This is a genomic window from Streptomyces sp. ISL-1, from assembly GCF_018614585.1.
GTDB lineage: Bacteria > Actinomycetota > Actinomycetes > Streptomycetales > Streptomycetaceae > Streptomyces > Streptomyces maoxianensis.
In genome coordinates, this window is record NZ_JAGGOI010000005.1 from 105,002 (window position 1) to 128,321 (window position 23,320).

Annotated in this window: 20 protein-coding genes and 2 pseudogenes; 5 read left to right on the forward strand and 17 right to left on the reverse strand. The window is 68.9% G+C overall.

Features of this window, described 5'->3' with window-relative positions:
• Positions 1-48: 48 nt before the first annotated feature.
• The 4 genes and pseudogenes from J7E87_RS04165 to J7E87_RS04175 all read right to left on the reverse strand — a co-directional run bounded on the left by J7E87_RS04165 (position 49) and on the right by J7E87_RS04175 (position 3,441).
• Positions 49-639, reverse strand: a complete 591-nt coding sequence (locus J7E87_RS04165; protein WP_215089965.1) for a L,D-transpeptidase family protein — start codon at positions 637-639, stop codon at positions 49-51.
• A gap of 508 nt (positions 640-1,147) precedes the next feature.
• A complete protein-coding gene (locus tag J7E87_RS04170) occupies positions 1,148-2,068 on the reverse strand; it encodes a glutamate ABC transporter substrate-binding protein (RefSeq protein ID WP_215089967.1) in 921 nt (306 codons plus the stop codon).
• Between the two features lie 76 nt (positions 2,069-2,144).
• Positions 2,145-2,359 (reverse strand): annotated as a pseudogene (locus tag J7E87_RS34795) (amino acid ABC transporter ATP-binding protein); the annotation flags it as partial.
• 194 nt (positions 2,360-2,553) lie between these two features.
• Positions 2,554-3,441, reverse strand: coding sequence for an alpha/beta fold hydrolase (locus J7E87_RS04175; protein WP_215089969.1), 888 nt, complete (start codon positions 3,439-3,441; stop codon positions 2,554-2,556).
• 40 nt (positions 3,442-3,481) lie between these two features.
• Here J7E87_RS04175 and J7E87_RS04180 point away from each other — a divergent pair, with 40 nt between their 5' ends.
• A complete protein-coding gene (locus tag J7E87_RS04180; protein ID WP_215089971.1) occupies positions 3,482-3,907 on the forward strand; it encodes a MarR family winged helix-turn-helix transcriptional regulator in 426 nt (141 codons plus the stop codon).
• A 292-nt stretch (positions 3,908-4,199) separates the two neighbouring features.
• Positions 4,200-5,561, forward strand: a complete 1,362-nt coding sequence (locus J7E87_RS04185) for a DUF1996 domain-containing protein (RefSeq protein WP_374195137.1) — start codon at positions 4,200-4,202, stop codon at positions 5,559-5,561.
• A gap of 232 nt (positions 5,562-5,793) precedes the next feature.
• Here the strand turns inward: J7E87_RS04185 and J7E87_RS04190 are convergent, their stop codons facing one another.
• Positions 5,794-7,017, reverse strand: coding sequence for a 4-hydroxybenzoate 3-monooxygenase (locus J7E87_RS04190; RefSeq protein WP_308312850.1), 1,224 nt, complete (start codon positions 7,015-7,017; stop codon positions 5,794-5,796).
• Between the two features lie 214 nt (positions 7,018-7,231).
• Here J7E87_RS04190 and J7E87_RS04195 point away from each other — a divergent pair, with 214 nt between their 5' ends.
• Positions 7,232-7,528 (forward strand): transposase, encoded by a 297-nt coding sequence (locus J7E87_RS04195; protein WP_251016934.1) that lies wholly within the window; start codon positions 7,232-7,234, stop codon positions 7,526-7,528.
• Between the two features lie 355 nt (positions 7,529-7,883).
• Here the strand turns inward: J7E87_RS04195 and J7E87_RS04200 are convergent, their stop codons facing one another.
• Positions 7,884-8,633, reverse strand: coding sequence for a dienelactone hydrolase family protein (locus tag J7E87_RS04200; RefSeq protein ID WP_215089979.1), 750 nt, complete (start codon positions 8,631-8,633; stop codon positions 7,884-7,886).
• Positions 8,634-8,740: 107 nt separating this feature from the next.
• Between J7E87_RS04200 and J7E87_RS04205 the strand changes: the two genes are divergently transcribed.
• Positions 8,741-9,223: a MarR family winged helix-turn-helix transcriptional regulator gene (locus J7E87_RS04205; protein ID WP_215089981.1), complete on the forward strand. Its 483-nt coding sequence runs from the start codon at positions 8,741-8,743 to the stop codon at positions 9,221-9,223.
• A 64-nt stretch (positions 9,224-9,287) separates the two neighbouring features.
• Here the strand turns inward: J7E87_RS04205 and queC are convergent, their stop codons facing one another.
• Positions 9,288-9,941: a 7-cyano-7-deazaguanine synthase QueC gene (gene queC / locus J7E87_RS04210; RefSeq protein WP_215089983.1), complete on the reverse strand. Its 654-nt coding sequence runs from the start codon at positions 9,939-9,941 to the stop codon at positions 9,288-9,290.
• Complete coding sequence (gene queF, locus J7E87_RS04215; RefSeq protein ID WP_215089985.1) at positions 9,938-10,339, reverse strand: preQ(1) synthase; 402 nt, start codon at positions 10,337-10,339, stop codon at positions 9,938-9,940. Before queF ends, queC begins: the two co-directional genes overlap by 4 nt.
• 262 nt (positions 10,340-10,601) lie before the next feature.
• Here queF and J7E87_RS04220 point away from each other — a divergent pair, with 262 nt between their 5' ends.
• Positions 10,602-10,829 carry a hypothetical protein gene (locus J7E87_RS04220; protein WP_215089987.1) on the forward strand — a complete coding sequence of 76 codons (228 nt, stop codon included), beginning with the start codon at positions 10,602-10,604 and terminating at the stop codon, positions 10,827-10,829.
• A 20-nt stretch (positions 10,830-10,849) separates the two neighbouring features.
• Here the strand turns inward: J7E87_RS04220 and J7E87_RS04225 are convergent, their stop codons facing one another.
• The 9 genes and pseudogenes from J7E87_RS04225 to J7E87_RS04265 all read right to left on the reverse strand — a co-directional run.
• A complete protein-coding gene (locus tag J7E87_RS04225) occupies positions 10,850-13,849 on the reverse strand; it encodes a tetratricopeptide repeat protein (protein WP_215089989.1) in 3,000 nt (999 codons plus the stop codon).
• 41 nt (positions 13,850-13,890) lie between these two features.
• The gene (locus J7E87_RS04230; protein WP_215089991.1) at positions 13,891-14,241 is read right to left on the reverse strand and encodes a CU044_2847 family protein; all 351 of its coding nucleotides are present in this window, start codon (positions 14,239-14,241) and stop codon (positions 13,891-13,893) included.
• A 154-nt stretch (positions 14,242-14,395) separates the two neighbouring features.
• Positions 14,396-15,466 (reverse strand): YncE family protein, encoded by a 1,071-nt coding sequence (locus tag J7E87_RS04235; RefSeq protein ID WP_215089993.1) that lies wholly within the window; start codon positions 15,464-15,466, stop codon positions 14,396-14,398.
• 239 nt (positions 15,467-15,705) lie between these two features.
• Entirely contained in the window at positions 15,706-15,885 is a 180-nt protein-coding gene (locus J7E87_RS04240; RefSeq protein WP_215089995.1) for an MbtH family protein, read from the reverse strand.
• A complete protein-coding gene (locus J7E87_RS04245; RefSeq protein ID WP_215089997.1) occupies positions 15,882-19,859 on the reverse strand; it encodes a non-ribosomal peptide synthetase in 3,978 nt (1,325 codons plus the stop codon). The genes J7E87_RS04240 and J7E87_RS04245 overlap by 4 nt, the downstream gene beginning before the upstream one ends.
• Positions 19,856-20,086, reverse strand: a complete 231-nt coding sequence (locus J7E87_RS04250; protein ID WP_215089999.1) for a phosphopantetheine-binding protein — start codon at positions 20,084-20,086, stop codon at positions 19,856-19,858. The genes J7E87_RS04245 and J7E87_RS04250 overlap by 4 nt, the downstream gene beginning before the upstream one ends.
• A gap of 3 nt (positions 20,087-20,089) precedes the next feature.
• Positions 20,090-20,722, reverse strand: coding sequence for an isochorismatase family protein (locus J7E87_RS04255; RefSeq protein ID WP_215090001.1), 633 nt, complete (start codon positions 20,720-20,722; stop codon positions 20,090-20,092).
• Positions 20,723-20,737: 15 nt separating this feature from the next.
• Complete coding sequence (locus tag J7E87_RS04260; RefSeq protein WP_215090003.1) at positions 20,738-22,366, reverse strand: (2,3-dihydroxybenzoyl)adenylate synthase; 1,629 nt, start codon at positions 22,364-22,366, stop codon at positions 20,738-20,740.
• Positions 22,363-23,106: pseudogene (locus tag J7E87_RS04265) on the reverse strand (isochorismate synthase); the annotation flags it as partial. The pseudogene J7E87_RS04265 and the gene J7E87_RS04260, both read right to left, overlap by 4 nt.
• Positions 23,107-23,320 lie beyond the last annotated feature (214 nt).

Here is a 23,320-nt window from a genome sequence, read left to right on the forward strand (position 1 = left end):
CGCCGCGTTGTCCGCGTCGTCCCACGCGACGCTTCGGCGGTACTTCCCCTAGCTGACGACCTTCAGCTTGGTCAGCTTCGACCATCCGACGGCGTCCACCTTGCCGAACAGGTTCTTGATGTTGGACGGGTTGAGCTTGATGCAACCGTTGGAGTAGTAGTCGTTCGGGTTGCTGTTCGTCCACTTCTCGGACTCGATCGAGCCCTGCTTGCCGTTCGGCTTCATCTCGCTGTGGATGAACAGTGCGGTGCGCTTGGTGCCACTGTGGCACTTCTTGTCGGAGATCTTGATGACGTAGCCGTTGATGATGCCGTCGAAGTTCTTCCGGTGGAACTCGATCTTGTAGTCGCCGTTGGGCAGCCAGCCCTTCGCGACGGCACAGGTGTTGGTGCTGGTGCCCGACCCGGCCTTGTAGCTCGCGATGACCTTGTCGGGGCCGGCGACGCTCTTCATCAGATACAGCTTGGAGTTGGTCACGGTGTTCTTGTCGAACTTGAGGTAGTAGCTGGGAGCCGCGGCGGGGGCCACGGCGCGTTCGGCCGTCGCCCCGGCATGGGCCGGGGCCACGGCGGCGGCCGTCAGGCCGCCGACGAGGGTTATGGCGAGGACTACGGGTGCGACTCGTGCTCGGGTTCCCATGAGGCACTCCTGTCGTGGGGTGGAACGGTGCCCGGCGGGATCGCTCGGGCTGCGACAGAGCCTTTCGGCGCGGCGGGGGACCCGGCAACAGTGGACAGCTGTCCCGGACAGCGCGGCGGTGTCCGGACTGGTCAGGGCACTGTCCCGGACAGCTGGACAGCTGGACAACGGGAGCGGCTCCGCGGCCGCTACCCATTGAGCGCACCCGAGGCGAGCCCCTGGACGATATGGCCCGTACGCCCACGGCCACTGAACTCGCCATCGGCGCCCACGCCTTGGCCGTGCATCCGCGCGAGGCGCCGCTTCGCGAAGGTCATTTCGGCGAGGAAGCCTCAGTACGCCGGTAATGGAGGAGCACGACCCCCGTTGCCGAAGGTCCGGGTCTCGGTGAGCCGGAGATCGGTCTAGGCGTCCGATGCCTGGAAAAGGGTCGCCACGGAATTCGCGTGCCCGACGCCTGAGACGGTTGCCGTGCTGTCGAGGCGCCGATTGGGCGACGTCGGCGCCGTCAGTAGCGCTCGACCATCGACGCCCCGCCGTACTGGGAGCCGGACAGGCCAAGCGTCGCGTCGTACGCCATCTTGTGATCGCCGTTCTTGTCGTGCTCCTCGAGGGCGTCCGACACCGCGTCACGCAGTGCCTTGTCATCCTTGTTCATACCGACGCCATAGGGTTCTTCGGTGAACGGGCTGCCGACGACCTTCAGCTTCTCCGGGCTTTGGGCGGCGTAGCCCATCAAGATGGCATCGTCCGTGGTGACGGCGTCGACCTCGTTCTTGAGCAGTCGCTGAACGCACTCGTTGTACTTGGTTGTCTCGACGGTGGTGGTGTTGTAGTCGGGCTTCTTGATCTCCCGGATCGCGGTCGAGCCCTTGACCGAGCAGACCGTCTTGCCCTGCAGCGAATACGGCCCGCTGATCGTCCCGTCGTTCTTACGGACCAGGAGGTCGGCGCCCGCCGTGTAGTACGGGCCGGCGAAGCCCACCTGCTTCTTGCGCTCGTCGTTGATCGTGTACGTGCCGACGTACAGGTCGACGTCGCCCTTGGAGATGGTGGCCTCGCGGTTGCGGGTGTCGACCGTCTTGAACTCGATCATGTCCGGCGAGAACCCGAGGTCGGCAGCGACCATCTTGGCGATCTCGATGTCGAAGCCGGACCGCTTGCCGTTGGCGTCCTCGAAACCGAGGTACGGCTGGTCGTTCTTGGCGCCGATGACAAGCTTGCCGGCCTGCTGGGCCTTCCGCAGGGTCGGGGAGTCGATCTTGACGTCCTTGGCGACCGCGTAGGTGGGCAGCGTCGGCCGGTTCCCGCTGCCCGAGCTACCGGTGGGCGTGTCATCGGCACCGCCGGACCCGCTGTCACAGGCGGTTGCTGTGAGGGCGACCGAAAGTACAGCGATCGCCGCGAGTGCGGACTTGCAGGGCTTCATCGTGAAACATCCTTTATGTCAACGGATTCGGCAGGCTCGACGGTCGGGGACAACGGCGCCCGCAGGACGTCGCGCGTCACCGGCGCAGGATCTTGGACAGGAGGTCCTTGGCCCGGTCCCTGCGCGGGTGTTGCAAACCTGTTCCGGCGAGGCCTCATCGATGATCTTGCCGTCGGCCACGAGTACGACCCGGTTCCCGGCGGATCGTGCGAAGCCCATCTCGTGCGTGACGACGATCACCGTTGTCGCGTCGCGCGCGAGTTGCGTAGGGAGGAGAGTAAGGACCCGGTTGGCTCGCCGTCATTACATCTGAGGGGAACTTGAGCATCACGGTCCGGCTACGGCCGGACATCTCCGGCGTGGCCCTGGACTGTCTCCATCCAGCGGAGCGGGGCGACGGACCGACCGCGTCGCCACGCTTCCATCGTCTCCGTCAGATGCCCTTGCCTGGGTGAGTCCGCCTCTGTGGGCCGGGGCGTCGGGTGCTATGCCGGGTCGTTTGGCGGCTGGGCCTCCGCGAATGTCCGTACGTGGTTGAGCAGTTGCTGAGGAGTCTCGATCTGGGGGACGTGTCCGGTGCCGGGGAGTACGCGGAACTCCGCGCCGGGTATGGCCTCGGCGTAGGCGCGGCCATAGGCGGGGATCACGATCTCGTCGCTCTCGCCCCATAGGACGAGGGTGGGCGTGGTGATGCCGGCGAGCCGGTCGCGCAGTGCCGGGTCGGTCATGGGCGGTTGCCCGCCGTAGACGGCCAGCGCCCGACGGTTGGCGGCCATGGCGGCCAGTTGCTGTTCGGTGAGCGAGGCCGGGTCGACCCGGAACGGGGCCGGGTCGTGGAAGCTGAGCCGGGACAGTTCGTCCGGTGTCAGCCCGGAGATTTCGGTGACGGGAGCCTCCTCGACGAGGATGCCGACGGCGTTGACCAGGATGACGCGGCTGACGCGCGGGCTGCGCAGAAGTGCGAGTTCGGCGGCTGTCCAACCGCCGATGGAGTTGCCGACGACGGTGACGTTTTCAAGGCCGAGCCGGTCCAGCAGATTGCGGTAGAGCACGGCGAGTTTGGCGATGCTGTCGAGCCGGTCCGGACGCCGGGTTCCGCCGAAACCGGGGTGGGTCGGGGCGATCACCTGGCCGGGGGCGTCGGTTGCGAGCTGCCCGGCGAAGGCGGCGACGGACTGGGGTCCGGCACCTCCGTGCAGCAGCAGGTAGGGGTGCCCTTCGCCGTGCCGGCCGAGGGTGCTGATGATTGTGTCGGCGGTCCCCGGAGCGGTGAGGTTCTCGAAGGGGAGGTCTTGGACGGTGGTGGTATGCGCGGCGGCGGCAGGCGGGGTGGGAGCGCTCAGGTGAGTCGTACGGGAAAGGTAAATCAACATACTTATATAAGCAACCTTAGTCAGGAGCTAGGATAGCCGTGTGAGTACGTCTCTCCAGGAACTCGGGCGGGCGGTGAAGCGCCTGCAAAACCGCCACCACAACGCCCTGAACGTCGGCCTCCGGACGATCGGAGTGAGCCTGGTGCAGTGGGACGCCCTGCGCCACGTCGACCAGAGCCCCGAAGCGTCGCTGCACGACCTGGCGCAGCTGACCTTCCAGACCGACCAGGCATTCGGCACGCTGGCCGGACGGATGGTCGAGCGAGGCCTCATCGAACGCCTACCGGGCCCCGGCCGCGCCGTACGCCACCGCCTCACTGACCACGGCCGCCAGGTACACCGGGAGGGTGCCGAGATCGTGGACCGCGTCCTCACCGACTCCTTCGCCCCGCTCACCCCCGACCAGCGCGAACTGCTCGGTGACTTGCTGGAGCGTCTGCTCGTCGGCGGCGCCGAGTACGAGTGAGTTCTGCGCTGATCATCGGCGCTGCCTGAGGGGCGGCAGAGCCCGTTCGACGCCCGCCCGGCGCGCGGAGTTTCAATGTCCTTCAGCTCCTACTGAGTAGAACAGTCCTCGTTTCCGTATCCCCAGGCGTTGTGCTGTGTCTCCTCCGGGCGGGTGAGGGCACGGCGGTGTGCGAACGCGACCAAGAAGGGGCGGACTTGTGAGGTACGGACAGAGACACAAGCGGTCCAGATGGATCGGCATGACAGTCGCGGCAGTTGCGGCAATGGCTGTGGGGGGCGGGGCTCTCCTGATGACCGGCAACAATGCCTCGGCCTCCCGGGAATCCGCGAAGGCAGCGCGCCAGCTGGCGGCGGCGCAGGCGCCGATGACCATCAACTGCCCCGATGTCGCGGTCCGTTTGTGGAGTGTGCCGCAGCAGGCGCGACCCGCCGTGGACAATGAGCTGGCGCAGCTGGACACCCAGGTGGCGGATGCCTATGGGCAGCTCGCCACGGGCGACGCGAAAGCCGACCAGAACTGGGTGCGCTCGCAAGTGCTGGACCCGCTGTCGTCGCAGCGCCGCAGCACACTGGACCGTATCGCCGCCGAAATCGAGCGGGTCTCGACCAGGCCGCAGGGCTTGGACTCGCTGGCGTCCTGCACGGTCAAGCGGGACGACGTTGCGCCCGCTTCCGGCGCAGCGGTTCCGAGTGCTCCGGCCAGCGGCACCTCTGCTCCTGGCGCCCCCGCTCCGGGTGCCTCCGCTCCGGCCGCAGGCGGTCAGGCGCAGACCGGCCCCCGACGGTCCGACTTCGTGGACATCCGCAAAGTACGGCCCAACGTCGCGAGCCCCCGCCTGCAGAGCACTGCCTCCCGTGGCACCTTCCAGTCGCGCTGCGGGCGCAACGAGAACAAGCACTTCAACCCCGACAACGTGATCGTCGCCCCCGGTGTCAGCAACGGCGCCCACCACATGCACGACTACGTCGGCAATCTCGAGACCGACGCCTTCTCCAGCAATGACGACCTCGCAACCGCCGGGACGACATGCACCAATGGAGACCGCTCCACCCACTACTGGCCGGTCCTGCGACTGCGCAACGGAAAGAACGAGGGGGACGTGAACCTCCCCGGCGGAGGACAGGACGGTAACGTCGGGCGCATTCTCCAGCCCGCCTCAGTGCAGCTCACCTTCCGCGGCAGCCCCGTCAGCAAAGTCACGGCGATACCCACGTTCCTGCGCATCATCACCGGCGACGCCAAGGCGTTCACCAACGGAACAGCCAATGCCAACGCCTCGTGGAGCTGCACCGGCTTCGAGAACCGACAGCTGAAGGACAAGTACCCGCTGTGCCCGCAGGGCAGCAATGTGGTGCGTACGTTCAAGTTCCAGAGCTGCTGGGACGGTCAGAACACTGACAGCGCGAACCATCGCACGCATGTGGCCTTCGCCCGGCCCAACGGCTCGTGCGCCAAGGGATTCCGGGCCATCCCGCAGCTGGTCCAGCGGATCACGTACAAGATTGCGCCCGGCTCGGTGTTCGCCGTCGACAGCTTCCCCGAGCAGTTGCACAAGCCGGGCACGGACCATGGTGACTTCATTAACGTGATGTCCTCGTCGCTGATGAGGAAAGCAGTGAACTGCATCAACAGCGGCCGTAGGTGCGGCTGACGACGCCCGGACCCTGACCGGGAACGGACCCGGCCCGACCCGGACCCGGAAAGGACCCGGCACGACGAATGCCACGCCGCTGCCGGGTCCACCGCCGCACGGCCGGACGGCACAGCCTTCCGGCCCGGAAGCAAGTCTCGCCGGACATCGTTTGCCGGCTGAGCGTGCAGCACGGGGGCTGGTTGACGAGCGGAACAGGAGATACCCAGCCCAGCCGCCGGCCCGGTCCGGGTCAGTAGTCGGTGTCCTTGCCGACGTACAACTCGGCGAAAGCGGTCGCGGCGGCCGGCGAACCGAGAATCCGCCGCAGCCGGGCAGCTGTGGACCCGGCCCGGAAGGCGTCGCCCGACGAGGCCCCGTGCAGCACCTCGGAGAGCCACTGCGAGAACTCCTGGTACTGCCACACGCGCCGCAGGCAGGCCGCCGAGTAGCCGCTCAGTCCGCTGTCGTCGCCCTTGCCGCAGTACGCGACGAGCGCGTCGCCGAGCAACAGCGCGTCGTGCAGGGCGAGATTCATGCCTTTCGCGGCGATCGGCGCCGCAAGGTGGGCCGAGTCGCCCGCCAGATACAGCCGTCCGTATGCCATCGGCTCCACGACGTAGTTGTGCATGTCCAGCACCCGCTTCTCGATCAGCCGTCCCTCGGCGAGCGGCTGGGCCCCATCCACCGAAAGCCGGTGGCGGAGCTCGGACCACACCCGCTCGTGCGGCCAGTTCTCCGGGTCGTCGCCGGGCGGGCACTCGAGGTAGTAGCGGGTGACCTGGGGGCTACGGGCCATATGGGCGGCGAAGCCGCGCGGATGGACGCCGAAGACGACACAGTCGGAGGACGGGGGCGCTTCGGCGAGGAGAGCCAGCCAGCCGACCCCGTAGTTGTGCCGGGCGACGGAAATGTGTTCCGCCGGCAGGCAGGCGCGCGTCACGCCGCGTGCGCCGTCACAGCCGGCGATGACCTCACAGTCGATGCGTCGGCGCTCGCCCGTCTCCGGGTCCGTATAGGACACCGAGGGCTGATCCGTGTCGATGGCGTGCAGTTCCACATCGCGTACGCCGAAGCGGATGTCGCCACCGGCCTCGTCCGCGTACTTGCGCACCAGATCTGTCACCAACAGCGGTTGGGGATAGACGAAGTGACGGTGCCCCGACAACTCGCTGTACCGGAACCTGTGGCGCCCACCCGCGAATCGGAATTCGCACTCGCTGTGCGCCTGCGCCTGTTCCAGCAGCCGGTCGGCCAGCCCGCGCCGTTCCAGGGCGCGTACCGCCCACTCCTCCATGAAGCCCGCGCGGGGCCGCTGTTCGATGAACTGTCTGCTCTCCGTTTCCAGCACCACGCAGTCGACGGAGGCGGCGCGCAGGATGTTGGCGACGGTGAGACCGGCGGGTCCAGCGCCCACGATGACGACGGGGGCGCGCTGTACCGACGCGGCGGAGGAAGGGGAGGAGGCGGCAGTCACCCGAGCATTATGGCGGTGGAGCTGAAGCCGCCGGCCGCGGCCGCGTGAGCGCAGTCGGCGAGACGTACGGCCATGTGCTCTGCATCCCCGCTGCGGGATCGAGCGGGGACGATGATCTTGGTGCGGCGCGACGGTATTGGTGGCCAGGCCGACGTCGGCACCCCGGCGGATATCTCCAGAACAAGGCAGCCCCCGCGCCAGTTCCAACGTGGGCATGCCTGAGTACCGGCGCCGGCCTGACAGCAACTCGACCCAACGGCTTCTCCCAGTGGATCGGCTTCGGCAACGGTGGTCGTCATCACCGACAACGACCCCGTCGAGCAGGGAGAAGACCGCGAAATTCAATGCTCTGCTCACGAACGCGGTGATCTTCCGCAACGCCCTGGACATCGCCGAGATCGTGCGCCGGCTCCAGGAGGAGGGCCACGTCATCGACCCCGAGGACCTGGCGCACATCTCGCCGTACCTGACCGAGCACATCCGCCGCTTCGGCGAATACTCCACCCCATGAACTTGGCCTTGAGCCCGAGGCGTACGACCCGCACCTGGACGTCGACTTCAGCCCGCTGCGCGGCGACGGCCCGTCCGCCCCGGACGGCTACGGTCAGGCCGCCAGCCCCCGTCTCACAGGAAGACTTCTTCATGCCCGCTAAACAGTTCGGGCGCTGGTCCAGCGCCGCCACCACGGACTTTGCGCAGGGTGCGGCCGGCGCGGTGCTGGCTCGTCGTTAAGGAAGCTGTCACGAGGTACACGCGATTGCGGCGCATGACCACGATCACCAGGTCCCGGCCGCTGCGTTGCGGCCGGCGTGCGAGCTACGGGCTGCGGAGCCGTGCACTTCGGGTTTGGCTTCCGGGCCGGAGCGTCAGCTGTTGGCCAGGGTGCGGTCGAGCAGGGGGAGCAGACGGTCCCAGTGGCGCTGCAGTGCGGAGGGGTTGAAGGCGTCGGTGTCGGACATGGTGAAGCCGTGGACGGTGCCGGGGTAGATCTCGGTCGTGTAGCCGACACCCGCGGCATCGAAGGCCTTGTTGAGCTCGCTGATGGCCTCGGGCGTCAGATCTCCTTCAGCGAGACCGAGGTGGACCTGGGCGGTGAGCTCGGAGACCAGGCGGTGCGGGCTGTCGGGCGCGTCGGTGACCAGGAAGCCGGGGTGGAATCCGGCGACGGCGGCCACCTGGTCGGGGTGGGCCGTTGCGGTGCGCATCGCCAGGGCGGCGCCCAGGCAGTAGCCGATCGTGGCGACCGGTCCCGCGCTGACTTCGGGCTGGGCTGTGAGGAACCGGAGGTAGGCGTCGGCGTCGCGCAGGACACGTTCGGTGGTGTGCGCCTCGATAAAGGGCATCAGCTGGTCGATGACCGCGGGCCGGACCTCTGCTCCGATGTGCTCGGGGAGTTCGATCACCGGTGCCGGGCCGTGCCGGTAGTAGAGGTTGGGGACGAGTACGTAGTACCCGTGCCCGGCCAGTTCGCGGGCCTTCTCCTCCAGCTCGGGCCGCACGCCGAAGGCGTCCGGGTACAACAGCACCCCCGGGTGCCGCTCGCCGCGGTCGGGGAAGGCGACGAAAGCGTCAGCCTGGCCGTCTGTGGTGGGAATCTGCAGTGTCTTGGTGGGCAAGATCTTCCTTCCTTGGAGTTCACTCAATCGTTTATTGCACTAACGTTTTCGGCGCGAACGAACGTACATCGTTAGTCGAACTAACGCAACGAGTTAGGATGGGCGCCATGATCAGAGCCGAAGCCGCGGACAGGCCCGACGACGGCGCACCCAAGACGCCCGACAGGCTGCGACGACGGGCGAGCCGACTGTTGTCGCAACTGTCCGCGCGGTCGGACCGGTTGATAAACGAGGGACTGGCCCAGGTCGACGCCCGCAAGTGGCACTACGCCGTGCTCGCCTCACTTCAGGATTCCGGGCCGGGGAGCCAAGCGGCGCTGAGCGGACGCACCGGCATCTACTGCAGCGACATGGTCAGCGTGCTCAACGAACTGGCCGAGCGTGACCTCGTCGAACGGGCACCGGATCCCGACGACCGGCGACGCAACATCATCACCATCTCCCCCCAGGGCCGCCGCCACCTACGCCGCCTTGACAAGGTCCTGGACGACCTCCACGACGAACTGCTCGCGCCGCTGAGTCCGGCCGAACGCGACCAGTTCGTGCAGTTGCTCACCCGCCTGCTGGACCACCACACCCGGACCTCCTGAGCCGCGTAGTGGCATCCGGCATCAACACTGCCCGGGGCGCTGTTTCATAGGTGGTCGCCCAGGGTCATACCCCGTACGCGGTCGGGTCGGGGATCCCGGCCAGACTGAATGCCTCAGCTCTTTCCACACATGTGCCACACCGTCCGCAATGTACGTCCCCGCCGTCGTAGCACGACCAGGTGAGATCGAGCGGGGCGCCGAGGCGGGCGCCGAGCGCCACGATCCCGGTCTTGTCCGTTTCAGCGAACGGGAAGAGGAGTTCCACCCCCGTACCGCGCTCCACCGCCCCGGCGGCAGCCACCAGGAAGTCGGGACGGCAATCCGGGTACACGGGGTGGTCGCCGGCGTGGGCGCCCAGAGCCACGGCGTCGTACTGCCGCGAGGCGGCAACGGCAGCCGCGGCCGCGATGAAGAGCAGGTTCCGGCCCGGGACTACGGTCGCGGCCATGGATTCGTGACTGTATTGGCCGTGGGGCATAGCGGTCGAACTCAGGAGCACCGAGGAAGCAGGGTCCATCGCAGCTGTCACGCCCCGCAGGTCGACGATGTTGTGGCGGATGGACAATGCGTCCGACACGGCGGCGGCGGCGTCCAGTTCCCGCACATGACGCTGTCCGTAATTGGCCGACAGGCCCAACACCACATGGCCGCCCTCAACGAACTGTGCGGCCAGGACTGTGGAGTCCAGCCCGCCGGACAGCAGCACGACGACTTTCATACGTCGTCACCCCTCGGGCCGGCGCTTGCCCGCGCGGTGAAGGAGAGGCCCCCTCGGACCTGCTGTGCCGCCTCCACGCTGACGGTGGTTGCTCCGCAGGCTCGCTGCAGGTCTTGAGCGATGACCACGGCCAGCTCTTCGGCAAAGACGCCGATGTTGCGGAACCGGTGCAGGTAGAGCTTGACCGACTTGGCTTCCAGACACAGGGCGTCCGGGGTGTACCGGACGGTGAGGGTATAGATGTCCGGCTGCCCGGTGATCGGGCACAGGGAGGTGAGTTCCCTGGTGGTGAACTCCACCTCGTAGAGGCCCTCGGGTTTCGGGAACGTCTCCAGTTCCTCACTGTCGATCGGTGCATTCCGCTTGCTGCCCAACAGGGTGAACTCAGGCGTCGTCATGAGTGGCTCCTTAATTGTCGCCCGCCATTAGTACGTTCGGCTTTGCTACCGGCCCGGTCAAGGGCGCGTTCAAGGTGCTCAGTTCGTCGCGGATCGACGGCCGGGACAGCGCTGCCGTCGTCTGCATCCGACACGGCATGGCTCCCGGGCACCGACCGGTCCGGAGATGACCCATCGGCGAATCCGGTGTCCCGCCCGACGTCAGATGGGCATGATGGACATGCGGCCTTCCGTCGCGCGTCGCCAGCAGAGGAGCGGGCCGATGACATCCGCGCAGGACGAGATTCCGGAACGGGCGGAGCCGGCCGCCGTTCATCGGGAGACCACCGCTATGGACGGGCGGATCCCGGCGGCTCTGCTGGACTCGCTCGCGCAAGAGTTCTCCTCGTACGGCACCGACACCGAGACCGACGCCGACACCGGCATCGAAAGCGGGCAGGAGACCGGTATCGGCACTGATACCGAGGACGAGACGCACACCGGCACCTGAACCGTCCCTGTGCCGCGCCACTATCCCCAACCCTCGCCGTCGAGGAGGCTTTCGAGCGCCATCGCCGCCTCTTCGCCCGGCCGGTAGCCGATCTCCCGAGCGGTCTCCGAGGCCCGGCTGATCTCCTCCCAGGCCGCCTGTTCGTCGCCCAAGTCCTGGTAGACGCGGCCGAGGACGAGCCGAGCCTCGACCTCGGCGACCCGGTAGCCGCCGCTGCCCGCCATCGCCAGCGCCTGGTCCGCGTCCCCGCGCGCGCTCGCGGACCGACCGGTGGCCGCGGCGAGCCGACAGCGGGCGAGGAGCGAGCCGATGAGGACGTCCCGGCGAGTGATGCCGCGGGCGATGGTGTGAGCCGCCTCGAAGTGGGCGCGGGCCTGCTCCAGGGCCGCACTGTCGGGGGCGTCGCCGGACCGTTGCATCTGGTCGAGGGTGAGGTCTCCCAGGCCGATCAGACAGGCGGCCTCGTCGGCACTCCACCCGGCCCGGCGGCAGACGGTCAGATTGGCCTCAAGGGCCCGGCGGGCCGCCCCCGGCCGCCCGGTGGCGCGCAGATGCTCGGCGTAGTGGATCCCGCTCCAGCTGTACAGGAGCGGGATCGGGGTGAACTCGCGGGCAAGCGTGAGAGCCGCCGTGAAGGACCGCTCCGCGTCGTCGTGCTCGCCGCGGTAGTGGTGCAGGGTGCCGCGCAGGGTCTCGGCGACCAGTTCGTCCTCGCGGTCGCCGGCCCTTCGCGCCAGCTCGAACGCGCTCTCGATCGCCTCTTCGGTCTTCGTCAACTGGCCCAGCGCCAAATGCAGTTCGGCCCTGTTCTGACAGCTGACGGCGGCCTGGTGGTAGCGGCCCAGTCCGCGGAACGCGGCCTCGGCCCGGCGCAGCGCCGCCACCGCGTCCCACAGCCGCCCCAGCATCTGGAAGCTGGTGGCGACTTCGTGCAGCACCCAACCCCGCATCTCCGGGTCGCCGCCCTCCGTGTAGGGCTCGCGCCGGAAGTCGCCGCGCGGGAAGAAATCGGCGAAGCAGGCCAGCGCAGTGTCGTAGGCGTTGAGTTCACGTGTGACCAGGCCGCGATCGCCCGCGTACAGCCGGTCGGTGATGAGTACATACGCCTCGGCGTACGCGCCGGAGCGGCAGGAGTGGTGGACGGCCTCGATCAGCGGGTCGAGCGCGTCGAGGGTGGCGGCCGGCTCGGCACGGGCGTCGGCGACGCGCAGGTAGTAGTGCTTGGCCCACTCGTGCAGCCGGGTGTGGTCCACGTCCTGGACCGCGGACTTGTAGTAGTAGTCGCGGATCAGCGGATGGGTGCCGAGCCTGCCACTCTGGTCGCGCCGGACCACGCGGGCGTCGACGAGATGAACCAGTGCGACGGCGTGCGCTGCGGGCAGCGCGGGCTCTTCCCGCTGGGCGCCCTGGGGCAGCACGGCCTGCAGCGCCTCCTCTCCCACCGGCGTACGGAAGACGCTGAAGCCGACGAGCAGGGCGCGTTCGGCCTCTGACAGACATGCGTCGTACTGGCCGAGGATGCGCCGCACCAGTTCGGCGCGCGGCATGTCGGGACCGGGCGGTGGCAGAGTGGCGACCCGCCGCACGTCACCGCCGTACCGCCTGACCAGGTAGGCGGCGATCAGGCTGAGGGTGAGCGCGTGGCCGCCCCACTGCAGGCCCACCCGCTCCAGCGCCGCATCGGAGCCGCGTACGCCCAGCAGTGCCAGGAGTTGCCGGCCGGCCCCGGCGGTCAGCGCCGGAACGTCGATCTGTCGGTATGTCACGAAGGAGATGAGATCCACGACTGGTGCACGCGAGGTGATCAGACAGAAGGACCGGTGTCCGGGTGTGGCGAAGAAGGTGAGGAAGTCCCGCAGATCCGGGCTGAGTACGGATCCGTAGTGGTCACCGCGCTGCTCCTGTACGGCTTCGAGGCCATCGAGGACGAAGACGTACGGCTGGCTGCTCAGCAGCGAGGCGACGATCTCGGCGCGGGCGCGGCCGTCGCCGCAGTCCTCGGAGGTGATCTGGCCACCGCTGACGAATTCGAGGGCGGCCTCCAGGAAGTCGTCGGCTCCGGCGCGTTCGGCGAAGCTCCACCAGAAGAAGCGTGGCGCCGCGGACTCGGGCCTGCCGTGGCCGGTCCGGTCCCTGGCCGCCCTGGACCGGCGCTCCAGCCATTGCCGGGCGATGGTGGTCTTGCCCTCGCCTCCGAACCCGATGAGTCCAACGACGAGGGTCTCGGGATCGTCCGCCGCCCGGTCGGCCTCCGCGAGGAGCGGCTCGCGCGCCACCCACTCGGTCAGCGGCCCCGGCGCGTCCTCCAGCCGGTCGGAGCGAGGTAGCTGGATCCGGCGCAGCAGGTCGTCGTCCATCCGCGGCGGCTCGGCGTGCTGCATGGGGAGCGGGTCGGCCCGGACGACCAGGGAGAACGGCGGGAAGCTGACGAGGTGCGCGTTGACGGCCCAGGCGGTGTCGCGGTCCTCGGCGTTGCCGGCCGAGCCCCACTTCTCCGAGACCATCCCCACCACCAGATTGCGTGTGCGGTCGAGTACGGGGGATCCGCTCATGCCCTCGGCGATGTCCGAGGACCGGAGCTGGACGGGCTCCTTGAGGAGGGAGTGACCCTCCGGTGCCTCGATCTCACCCATGATCATGCCTTGGGCGAGGAGCCCCTGATACTTGCCCAGTCTGCGGTACCCATAGCCGATGAACTCATTCCACGCGGAGGCGGCCGCGTCGCCCAGCACCGCGACTCTGCCCGCGGGGATCAGGCCTTCGGTTCTGAGGCAGACGATGTCGTCGTCGCTGTCGGCGCAGAACGCGACGACTCTGGCCCGGTGGGTAAGGGCCTTCCAGTGGTCCACGGCCGGGAAGTGGACGTCGACTTCCGGGGCCGGATGCGCCCGGGCATCAAGTCCGCCCGCCTCCAGCACATGTCTGCAAGTGACGATCAGCCCCTGCCGGGCGATCGCCACTCCCGTTCCCAGCGTCTCCTCGGTGCCGGGCAGCGCCACCCGTACGGTAATGAGCCTCACATTCTGAAGTCTGACCAGGTATTTGCGGTTTGAATCCGTTGTCATGGACGGTCCGAGCTCCAGGTGAGCCGCACGGTGAGCGAGGCACCGGCACTCGCCTTGGCGATCAACGCACCGCTCTCGGCATCCAGCGTGATACCGAACTCGACTTCCACCTCGTCAGGGCGGTGCGGCAGTGCGTCGACCGCGGCCTCCACCCGTCGCGCCATCGAACGGATGGTGCCCATCGCGGCGTCGACCGCGCTTTCCGAGCGGCGGGCCAGGTCGGCGGGGCTCGTCGCGACTTGCCGGAGGCCGGGCGTCGGCGCGAAGTCGACGAGCACATGGCCGACGTCCGGCGTGGGATCGATGGCGTCGAGTTCTGTGCGCGTACCGGCGTCGTGTGCAGCCATGAAGCCCTCCCCGTTGCCCCCGACGGGCCCACCCTGCGAGATTCTCGTACGAGCTGACATATGCGTCAACTCAGCATATTCCCAAGGTCGTCGGGTTCTAGCCTGATTACCCGATGCGGAGTCGAACCGTCCCTGCGGGTGTGAGGCGTGCCGGTCAGCCGGTGACGCGAATGCGGTGGATGGAGTCCACGGCTCCCGCGCCGGCCGCCGCCTTGTCGAGGACATAGGCGGTGCCACGGGTGACGACGACATGGTCGGTGTTCGCGCCGGTCGAAAGGTCCGCGAGAACCGTACCGTTGCGGGGGTCGACCACCGTGGTCGTCCCGGAGCCCCTGTTGGCGACGAAGACGTTGCCCGTGCAGACATCGGTCGCCACGGCGAGGCTGCCCGCCCCCGTAGCGATCTCCTTCCGCACAACTCCCGCGCGCAGATCGATGACGGAGACGGAACCGGCTGCCTGATTGGCGGTGTAGGCGGTCCGGCCGTCGGCCGACACCGACACGTCGATGGAGCCCCGGCCGGCGGGGATCAGCCTGGGCTCGTCGGAGGTGGGGGAGACCTCGATGAGCCGACTGTTCATCAGGTCGGCCGCGTAGACGGTACCGGTGCGCTGGTCGAGGGCCAGTCCCGCCGGTCCCGCGCCCTCGACGGTGACCCGCCTCTTCTGCTGGTACGTACGGGTGTCGAAGGCGACGACACTACCGTCCTCGAGCCCGGTGGCCCACGCCAGGTTGCGCTGCTCGTCGACTATGACGTCCCGGGCGTGCTTCACGCCGGGCAGCGAGGCGAGGTGCCGGCCGGTGCGCTGGCTGTAGACGGCCAGGGAGTTGTCCAGCGTGTTGGTGGTCCACACGGTGTTGTGCGCGTCGTCCACGGCCACGCCGTAGACGGCCTCCCGCGCGCCGGTGGCCTCGTCCTTGAGGGGCGGCGTGTAGGCGGCCTGCACCTTCAGGGTCCCCGGGTCCACCTTGAGCAACTGGGACTGGGTGACCGGGGGGAACCCGACAGAGCTGGTGACCCACAGGACGTTGTTCCGCGCGGAGTAGGCGGACTGGTACAGCCCCTGGCCCAGTTCGGCCGAGTCCACCGTGTAGGACGCCTGGCGGGTGTGGACCTGCGCCGGCGCCGCGGCCGACGCCATGCCTGCCGGACCGAGCGCGCAGGTCGCGGATATGGCGGCGGCGAGCAGGACCCGGCGGTGGATCGAGGTGCGGGTGCGGGACATGATGGTGCCTCCAGAACAAAGAGAAGTGGGTTCCGATTTGTGGCAAGTCGGACATTCGCCTTGGTCAGGCCCCTGCCTCACTATGGGCGCAGGACTTGTCCATTGCTGGTTTTTGCCCCTCGTCTGACATTTCGCTGACATCCGGGGGCGCGCGCTTTCGGGCAGGTCTGCCGGCGGTGCCGGAAGAGAATGTCCCGGCGGTATACGGTCGTGGAATTCGTCGCGGGCCTGCGGCCGGGTCAGCCGGCCGTGAGGCCCGGTGTCCGCAGGCAGTTCGCGTGGGATGCGGGACCGTGTTCGGCCCTCCAGCCTTGGGGGACTGGTAGGAATACCGGCCACAGTGACCGTTCTCCCGCCTTGTTGACGAGGACGAGGTGGGTGGGGCCCGGTGTGCCGGTCGGGTCGAAGGGGAGGGTCATGTGTCGAGTTCCTTGAGCCGGGCCGTAAGGACGGTGGCGATCGTGTCGAGCTGCCGTGGCTGTGTCATCTCGGGGTGAAGGCAGTCCAGCGTGTGCTCGTCGAGCCGGCCGGTCATGTACGGCCGCCAGGCGTGCGGAGTGAGCCAGTCCTCGGCGCGGGGTGCCCCCGCCGTGAAGAACAGCAGGTCCCCCTCGAAGACGTGGTGCCGGTGGGTGCGCATCAGGCGGGCGTTGTTGGTGACGATGCCGAGGACTGCGTTCAGTACGCGTTCAGGAAGGGCCGCGAGCGCGCTGCCCTCGTGGCGCAGCGTGGCGAGGACGCTGTCCCGGGTAAGACCGTCACCGCCCTCGAAACCGGCCATGCGGAGCAGCGCGCCCAGCGCGTCGGCTTCGGTGGGCCCGGCGAGGTCGCGCCATTGGTCGGAGGGATAGGCGTCCATGAGGGCCAGCAGGTCGACCCGTTCTCCGGTCTGCTGGAGGTGGACGGCGACGGTGTGGGCGATGACGCCCCCGACGGACCAGCCGAGGAGACGGTAGGGGCCCTGCGGCTGCACGGTGCGGATCTGTTCCGCGTAGTCGGCGGCCATCTCGTCCATGGTGGCGGGCAGGCTTTCGCCGTCGCGCGTCAGGCCACGGGCCTGGAGTCCGTGGACGGGCCGGCCGGCGCCGAGACGGGGGAGCAGCCCCGAGTAGCACCAGCTGATGCCGCCGGCCGGATGGAACACGAACAGCGGGAGGCCCTCGCCGCTCGCGCGTAGCGGCAGCAGGACCTCCAAGGCGGTGTCGGTGCCGGTGTTGTCGGTGAGCCGGTCGGCCAGTGCGGCCGGTGTCGGCGCGCGGAACAGTGTCCCGATCGGGGCGCTGAAGCCGAGGGTGTCGCGGATACGGGACATGAGCCGGGCGGCGAGCAGGGAGGTGCCGCCGAGGTCGAAGAACGCGGCCTCCGTGCCGACCCGTTCGAGGCCGAGGACTTCGGCGAACAGTCGGGTCAGCGTCTCCTCGGTGGGATTGCAAGGGGCGCGTCCGTCAGTCTTCGCGTCGGTGGCGGGGGCGGGCAGGGCCCTGCGGTCGAGCTTGCCGTTGGGGCTGAGGGGGAAGTCGTCGAGGCGGACGATCGCCGAGGGCACCATGTATTCGGGCAGGACAGTGCTGAGGTGTGCGCGCAGGCTCTCCTGGTCCGGCACGGCGGGGCTGCCTGTGATGTAGGCGACGAGCCGCTGGTCACCGGGCCGGTCCTCGCGCACGGTCACACAGGCGCCGGTCACGGCGTCCATCGCTGCCAAGTGGGCCTCGATCTCGCCGGGTTCGAGACGCTGGCCGCGGAGTTTGACCTGCTGGTCGGTGCGCCCCAGGTAGGTGACCTCTCCGTCGGCGGTCCAGCGGGCGAGGTCGCCCGTCCGGTACATACGCGAGCCGCCCTGGCCGTAGGGGTCGGCGACGAAGCGGGTCGCGGTCAGTCCGGGGCGGTGGAGGTAGCCGTCGGCGAGTTGGACTCCGGCGAGGTAGAGCTCGCCCGTGATGCCGGGCGGGCAGGGTTTGAGGGCCGCGTCCAGGACGTACAGGCGGGTGTTCCACACGGGGCGGCCGATGGGGACGGGCCCGCTCCGGCCGGGTGTGCAGGTGTGGTGGGTGACGTCGACGGCCGCTTCCGTGGGCCCGTACAGATTGTGCAACTGCGCTGTGGGCAGAGTGCGGTGGAAGCCCCGCACAGTGTCGCGGGGCAACGCCTCGCCGCTGCAGAAGACGTCCCGCAGCGAGGAACATCCTGCCGCTTCGGGCTCCGCGAGGAACACCTGGAGCATCGAGGGCACGAAGTGGCAGACGGTGACGGACTGTTCCTGGATGGTCCGGGCCAGGTAGACCGGGTCCTTGTGGCCGTCGGGATCGGCGACGACGAGGGTGGCGCCCTCGCGCAGGGCCCAGAAGAACTCCCACACGGACACGTCGAAGCCGGAGGGTGTCTTCTGGAGCACCCGGTCGCCGGGGGCGAGTGGGTAGGTGTGCTGCATCCAGCGCAGCCGGTTGTCGATGGCCGCATGCGGCACCACCACACCCTTGGGTCTGCCTGTGGAACCGGAGGTGTAGATGACATACGCCGGGTGCCGCGGCGATGGCGCGCGCGGCAGCTCGAGCGGGGACAGGGCAGAAAGATCCGTCCGGTCGAGCAGGATGTACGGCAGCTCCGTGTCGGGCAATTGGGTGCGGGTGGCCGAGTCGGTGACCACGCAGACCGGGGCGGCGTCCTCCAGCATGTCGGTGAGGCGGCCTGCCGGATAGCCCGGGTCGAGCGGCAGATACGCGCCGCCCGCCTTGAGTACGCCCAGCAGGGCGACGATCAGTTCCACCGAACGCGGCAGGGCGATCGCCACCAGCGCGCCGGGCCGTACGCCGTGGCCGGTCAGATGGCGGGCGAGACGGCTGGCCTCGGCGTTCAGTTCGGCATACGTCAGCGTCCTGTCCCCGTAGACGAGGGCCGGGGCGGCGGGGGTGCGGCGTGCCTGTTCCTCGAAGGGGCCGATGAGGGTGGTGGCGGGCAGCGGCCGGGCGGTGTCGTTGAACTCTACGAGCACGCGCCACTGTTCCTCTTCGGTCGCGATGCCGAGTTCCGCGAGCGGGGCCGCGGGATCACAGCTGACGATCCGGTTGAGCAGTTGGAGGAACCGCCGCTGGTGGGCGATGAGTTCGTCGCCGGTGTACACGGCGGGGTTGGCGTCGTGGTCGATGCGCAGGCCCCGGCCGTCGGTCCGGTCGTAGACGTTGACGGTCAGATCGTCGACGGGGCCCGCGGAGAGGTTGTGCGGGACGGCGGTGATGCCGCTGAAGGGGAGTCCGTAGTCGAACGGCATGATGTTGACGAGCGGTCCGACCAGCGCACGGCCCTCACCGAGCAGGCCGAGATCACGCCTGATGTCCTCGAACCGGTAGCGCTGGTGTCGGCGCGCGGCGCGCACCGCGAGGACCACCTGCCGCGTCAGTCCGGCCGTCGTGGTGTCCGGCCGGACGGTCAGCCGCAGCGGCAGCACATTCATCACCATGCCGGGAATCTTCAGGGCGACCGAGCCCATGCGACCCATCATCGGCATCCCCAGCACGACGTCCGAACTCCCGGTGGCCCGCGAGACGTAGAGCGCCTGGGCGGCGATCAGTACATCCGGCCAAGTCGCCCGCAGTTCGTCGGCGAGCGCCCGCAGACGGGCCACGGTCCGGTCGGGGACGCGGGCGCTGCGCCGCAGGAAGGTACGGGAAGGCAGCTCGGCACGCCCGGCGAGCGAGGGCGCCTGAGGTCGGCCGGCGAGAGCTTCGGCCCAGTGAGCGCGGTCCTTGCCGAACTGCTCGCCGTGGCGGTAGGCGGCGTCGTCGGCGATCAGTTCGGCCAGGCGGCCGAAGGGCCGCTCGCCCGGCTGGGCCCGTGCGGCGAGGGCCGAGTAGACCTCCGCGGTGCGGCGGGCGAGCAGCGAGTAGCCGAACCCGTCCATGACGATGTGGTGCACGCACTGGTACCACAGCCAGCGCTCGTCGCCGATCCGGAGCAGCGCATGCCGGAACAGCGGGCCCGCTGCGAGATCGAAGGGCCGCGTCAGATCGTCGTCCATCCAGGCCCGGGCGGCCGCCCGGGGATCCTGCTCCGACCGCAGATCGGCCGTGTGCAGCGGGAAACCGGATCCGGGCGTGCCCAGGTCGAGGGGGAACTGCCGTGGCCCGTCGGGGGTTTGAGCGATCCGCACACACAGGGCATCGGCTTCGCGAGCGGTACGGTGCAGCGCCTGCGCGAGAAGTTCGGGCCGTAAGGCCCCTTCGAGGTCCAGGTACTCGGCCGTGTTCAGCGCGGGGCTCTGAGGATCGAGGGCCTGCGCATACCACATGCCCGACTGGGCGGCGGTCAGCGGAAGGCCGACGGCGTCCGCCGCCGTGGCCACGGGCGCGGACTCCGTGGCGGGTCCGGCTGTCGTTTCGGCTGTCGGTACGGCTGTCATTCCTGGGCCCCCAGCAGAGGCGTCCATGCCTCGATGGCGGGGCGTTCGGCGAGGTCGACGAAGGAGATGTCGGCGCCGTGGTCGCGCCGCCACCGTTCGACCAGGCTCATCAGACGCATCGAGTCGAGCCCGTAGTCGGCGAGGTTCTCGTCGTCGGGGATGTCTGCGGGATCCTCTCCCAGCACATCGGCGACGTCCTTACGTATCTGCTGCACGGTCAGCGCCACGGGTCAGTTCCCCTCGAGGATCGCGTCGGTGGTGGTCACGACGGCGCAGCGGCCGGCCGCCCAACGCAGCGCCGATCGGTGTTCGTGTTCGCCGAAGTCGGCGACGGCGTCGGCGACGACGAAGGCCTTGATGTCCCGCATCCAGGCGTCGCACGCCGTCATGACCACGCCGATGTGTGCGTAGACGCCGGTGATGACGAGCTGGTCGCGGCCGTGGCGCTCCATCAGCGCGGCAAGGTCGGACCGTACGAAGGCGCTGTACTTCCACTTGGTGAGGACCGTGTCGCCGTCCTGGGGTGCCACGGCCGGGGCGATGGCTTCGGCGTGCGGGTCGTCGGGCAGCCCCGGCCCCCAGAAGTCCTGCTGGAGTCCGCGCTGTTCGGGGCTCTGGCCGCCGGGCTGTGCCGAGTAGACGACGGGGATGCCGCGGCTTCTGGCGTGCTGCGTCAACCGGGAGGTGTTGGTGAGGAGTTCGGTCACCGGTGAGGCGTTTGCCTCGAAGGCGGACAGGAAGTGGTTTTGCAGGTCGTGGACGAGGAGGACGGCCCGGGCGGGGTCGACGGTCCAGTCGGCGCGGTTGTCGGGCAGGCCGGTGACACCGGGCATGGCATAGGGGGCGATGGCTGGCAGCGCCATGGAAACGGGTGCCTTTCAGGGGTGGGCGGGCTGGGCGGCGGTGTTGCGGAGGTCCCTCTTGCTGACCTTGCCGACACCCGTGGCCGGGAAGACGTCGACGAACTCGACACGGTCGGGCACCTTGTAGGCGGCCAGGCCGCTTTCGCGTACGAACCGTCTGAGGGCGGCGGGGCGCAGTTCGGCCCCCTCGCGGAGGATGACGTACGCGCAGGTGAGCTCGCCGAGGTAGTCGTCGGGGACGGAGACGACCGACACGTCGTGTACGGCAGCGTGGCCGAGGATGACGTTCTCGACTTCCTCCGGCGCGATCTTCTCGCCGCCGCGGTTGATCTGGTCCTTGGCGCGGCCCTCCACCACGAGGTGTCCGCTCGGGGTCGTGCGGGCGATGTCCCCGGTGCGGTAAAAGCCGTCCAGCGTGAACGATCGAACGTTGTGTTCGGGGGCGCGCCAGTAGCCCCGGATGGTGTACGGGCCGCGGGTGAGCAGGTGGCCGGCTTCCCCGGGTATGACGTCCTTGTCCTCGTCGTCGACGATGCGGATCTCGTCGGCGGGCGAGATCGGCCGGCCCTGGGTGGTGACGATGGTTTCTTCGTCGTCGTCCAGCCGGGTGTAGCTGACGAGACCCTCGGCCATGCCGAAGACCTGCTGCAGAGTGCAGTCGAGCGTGGGCCGCACTCGCCGCGCGGCCTCCTCGCTGAACTTGGCACCGCCCACCAGCAGGACCTTCAGGCTGCCGAGGTCGTACGGCGTGTTCGGGGCTGCCTGAGTCCACACCAGGGCGAGCGGCGGCACCAGACCGGTGATCGTCACGCCTTCGCCCGCGATGAGAGGGAACGCGGTCTCCGGGGCCGGTCCCGGGCACAGCACCACCCGTCCGCCGGCACACAGGGTGCCCAGCGAACCCGGCGAGCTGAGCGGGAAGTTGTGCGCGGCGGGCAGGACGACGAGATACACGCTGTTCTCGTCCATCGCGCAGATCTCGTTCGACCCCCGCAGTGAGTACAGGTAGTCGTCATGCGTACGCGGGATGAGCTTGGGCACTCCCGTACTGCCGCCGGACAGCTGGAGGAAGGCCAGGTCCGACGCTTGCGGCTCGTCGTACCCGCCCGGCCGCACGGGTTCACGGGGCACCGCGCTCAGCGCGGTGTGCTCTCCCGGCTCTCCTACGACGAACACATGGCGGAGCGTGGGTGTCTGCGCCTTCACCCTGGTGGCGAGGTCGCGGTAGTCGAAGCCCTCGTGCCGGTCGGAGATGACATAAGCGACCGCCTCGGAGAACGAGCAGAAGTACCCGATCTCGATCTCCCGGTGAGCCGGCAACGCGAACACCGGCAGCGCGCCGATCCGGAACAGCGCGAAGACCACCTCGAAGAACTCGGCGACGTTCGGCAGCTGAACCACCACACGGTCGCCCCTGCCGATTCCGGTGTGGAGGAAGCCGGCGGCGAGCCGGTCGGCCCGGCGGTCCAGCTCACCGTAGGTCCAGCGCCGCAGGTCACCGGCCGGGTCCACGACAGCGAACCGGTCCGGATACTGCTCGGCACGGGCGCGCAGCATCTGCCCGAAAGTCTCCCCCCGCCAGTATCCGGCGGCCCGGTAGTGCCCGGCGAAGTCGGCGGGCCAGGCGGGTGCGTCGGCGGTCACAGCTGTGCCCCCACGGCGTCGAGGAACGTACGGAACTTGGCGCTCGTCTCGGCGGTCTCCGCCACCGGGTCGGACGAGGCCACCACACCCGCCCCCGCGAACAGCCGCAGACCGCTCCGGTCCGCCTCGGCACAGCGGATGGTCACCACCCACTCGCCGTCCCCGTCCGCGTCACCCCACCCCACGACCCCGGAATACAGACCCCGGTCGAACGGCTCCAGCTCCCCAATGACCTTCCTGGCCGGCGCAGTCGGCTCCCCACAGACAGCCGGTGTGGGGTGCAGGGCGCAGGCGAGTTCCAGTGCGGAGACCGACTGTGCGGGGAGAGTTCCTGTGAGGGTCGTCGACAGGTGCCACATGGCGGCGGTCTTCACGAGGGTGGGCCGCTCGGGCACGACGAGGTCGGTGCAGTACGGGGCCAGCGTGGCGCGTATGGCGTTCACGACGACGGCGTGCTCGTGCAGGTCCTTGGGCGATTCGAGCAGGGCGGCGGCGCGCCGCACATCCTCGGCGAGGTCGCCACTGCGGGGTGTGGAACCGGCGAGCGGATTGGCCACCAGGGCGCTGCCACGTCGGGAGACGAGAAGTTCGGGGCTGGCGCCGAGAAGGGTGCGGCCCGCGCTCGTGGGAATCGCGAAGGTGTAGCCGCGGGCGTCGCGGCGGGCGAGGCGTTGCAGCATCCCCGGCACGTCAGGTTCACGGTCGCCGGTCAGATCGAGCGCGCGGGCGAGAACGGCCTTGCCTAGGGCCTGTATCGAAAGCGCCGGTCACAGCCGCCCGTTGCTCTGAGGCAGGGGTAAACCGCTACTTCAGCGGTGGATGTGGCGAGTACGGTGTGGCTGTGGCCGGTGATCGCATGCAGCGGCGGCTCACGGAGACAGACGCGCGGACGCGAAGGAGCGAATGGTGCCAGGCGCCGTACTGCGAGGGGTGACTCTGGACTGTTACTCGCCG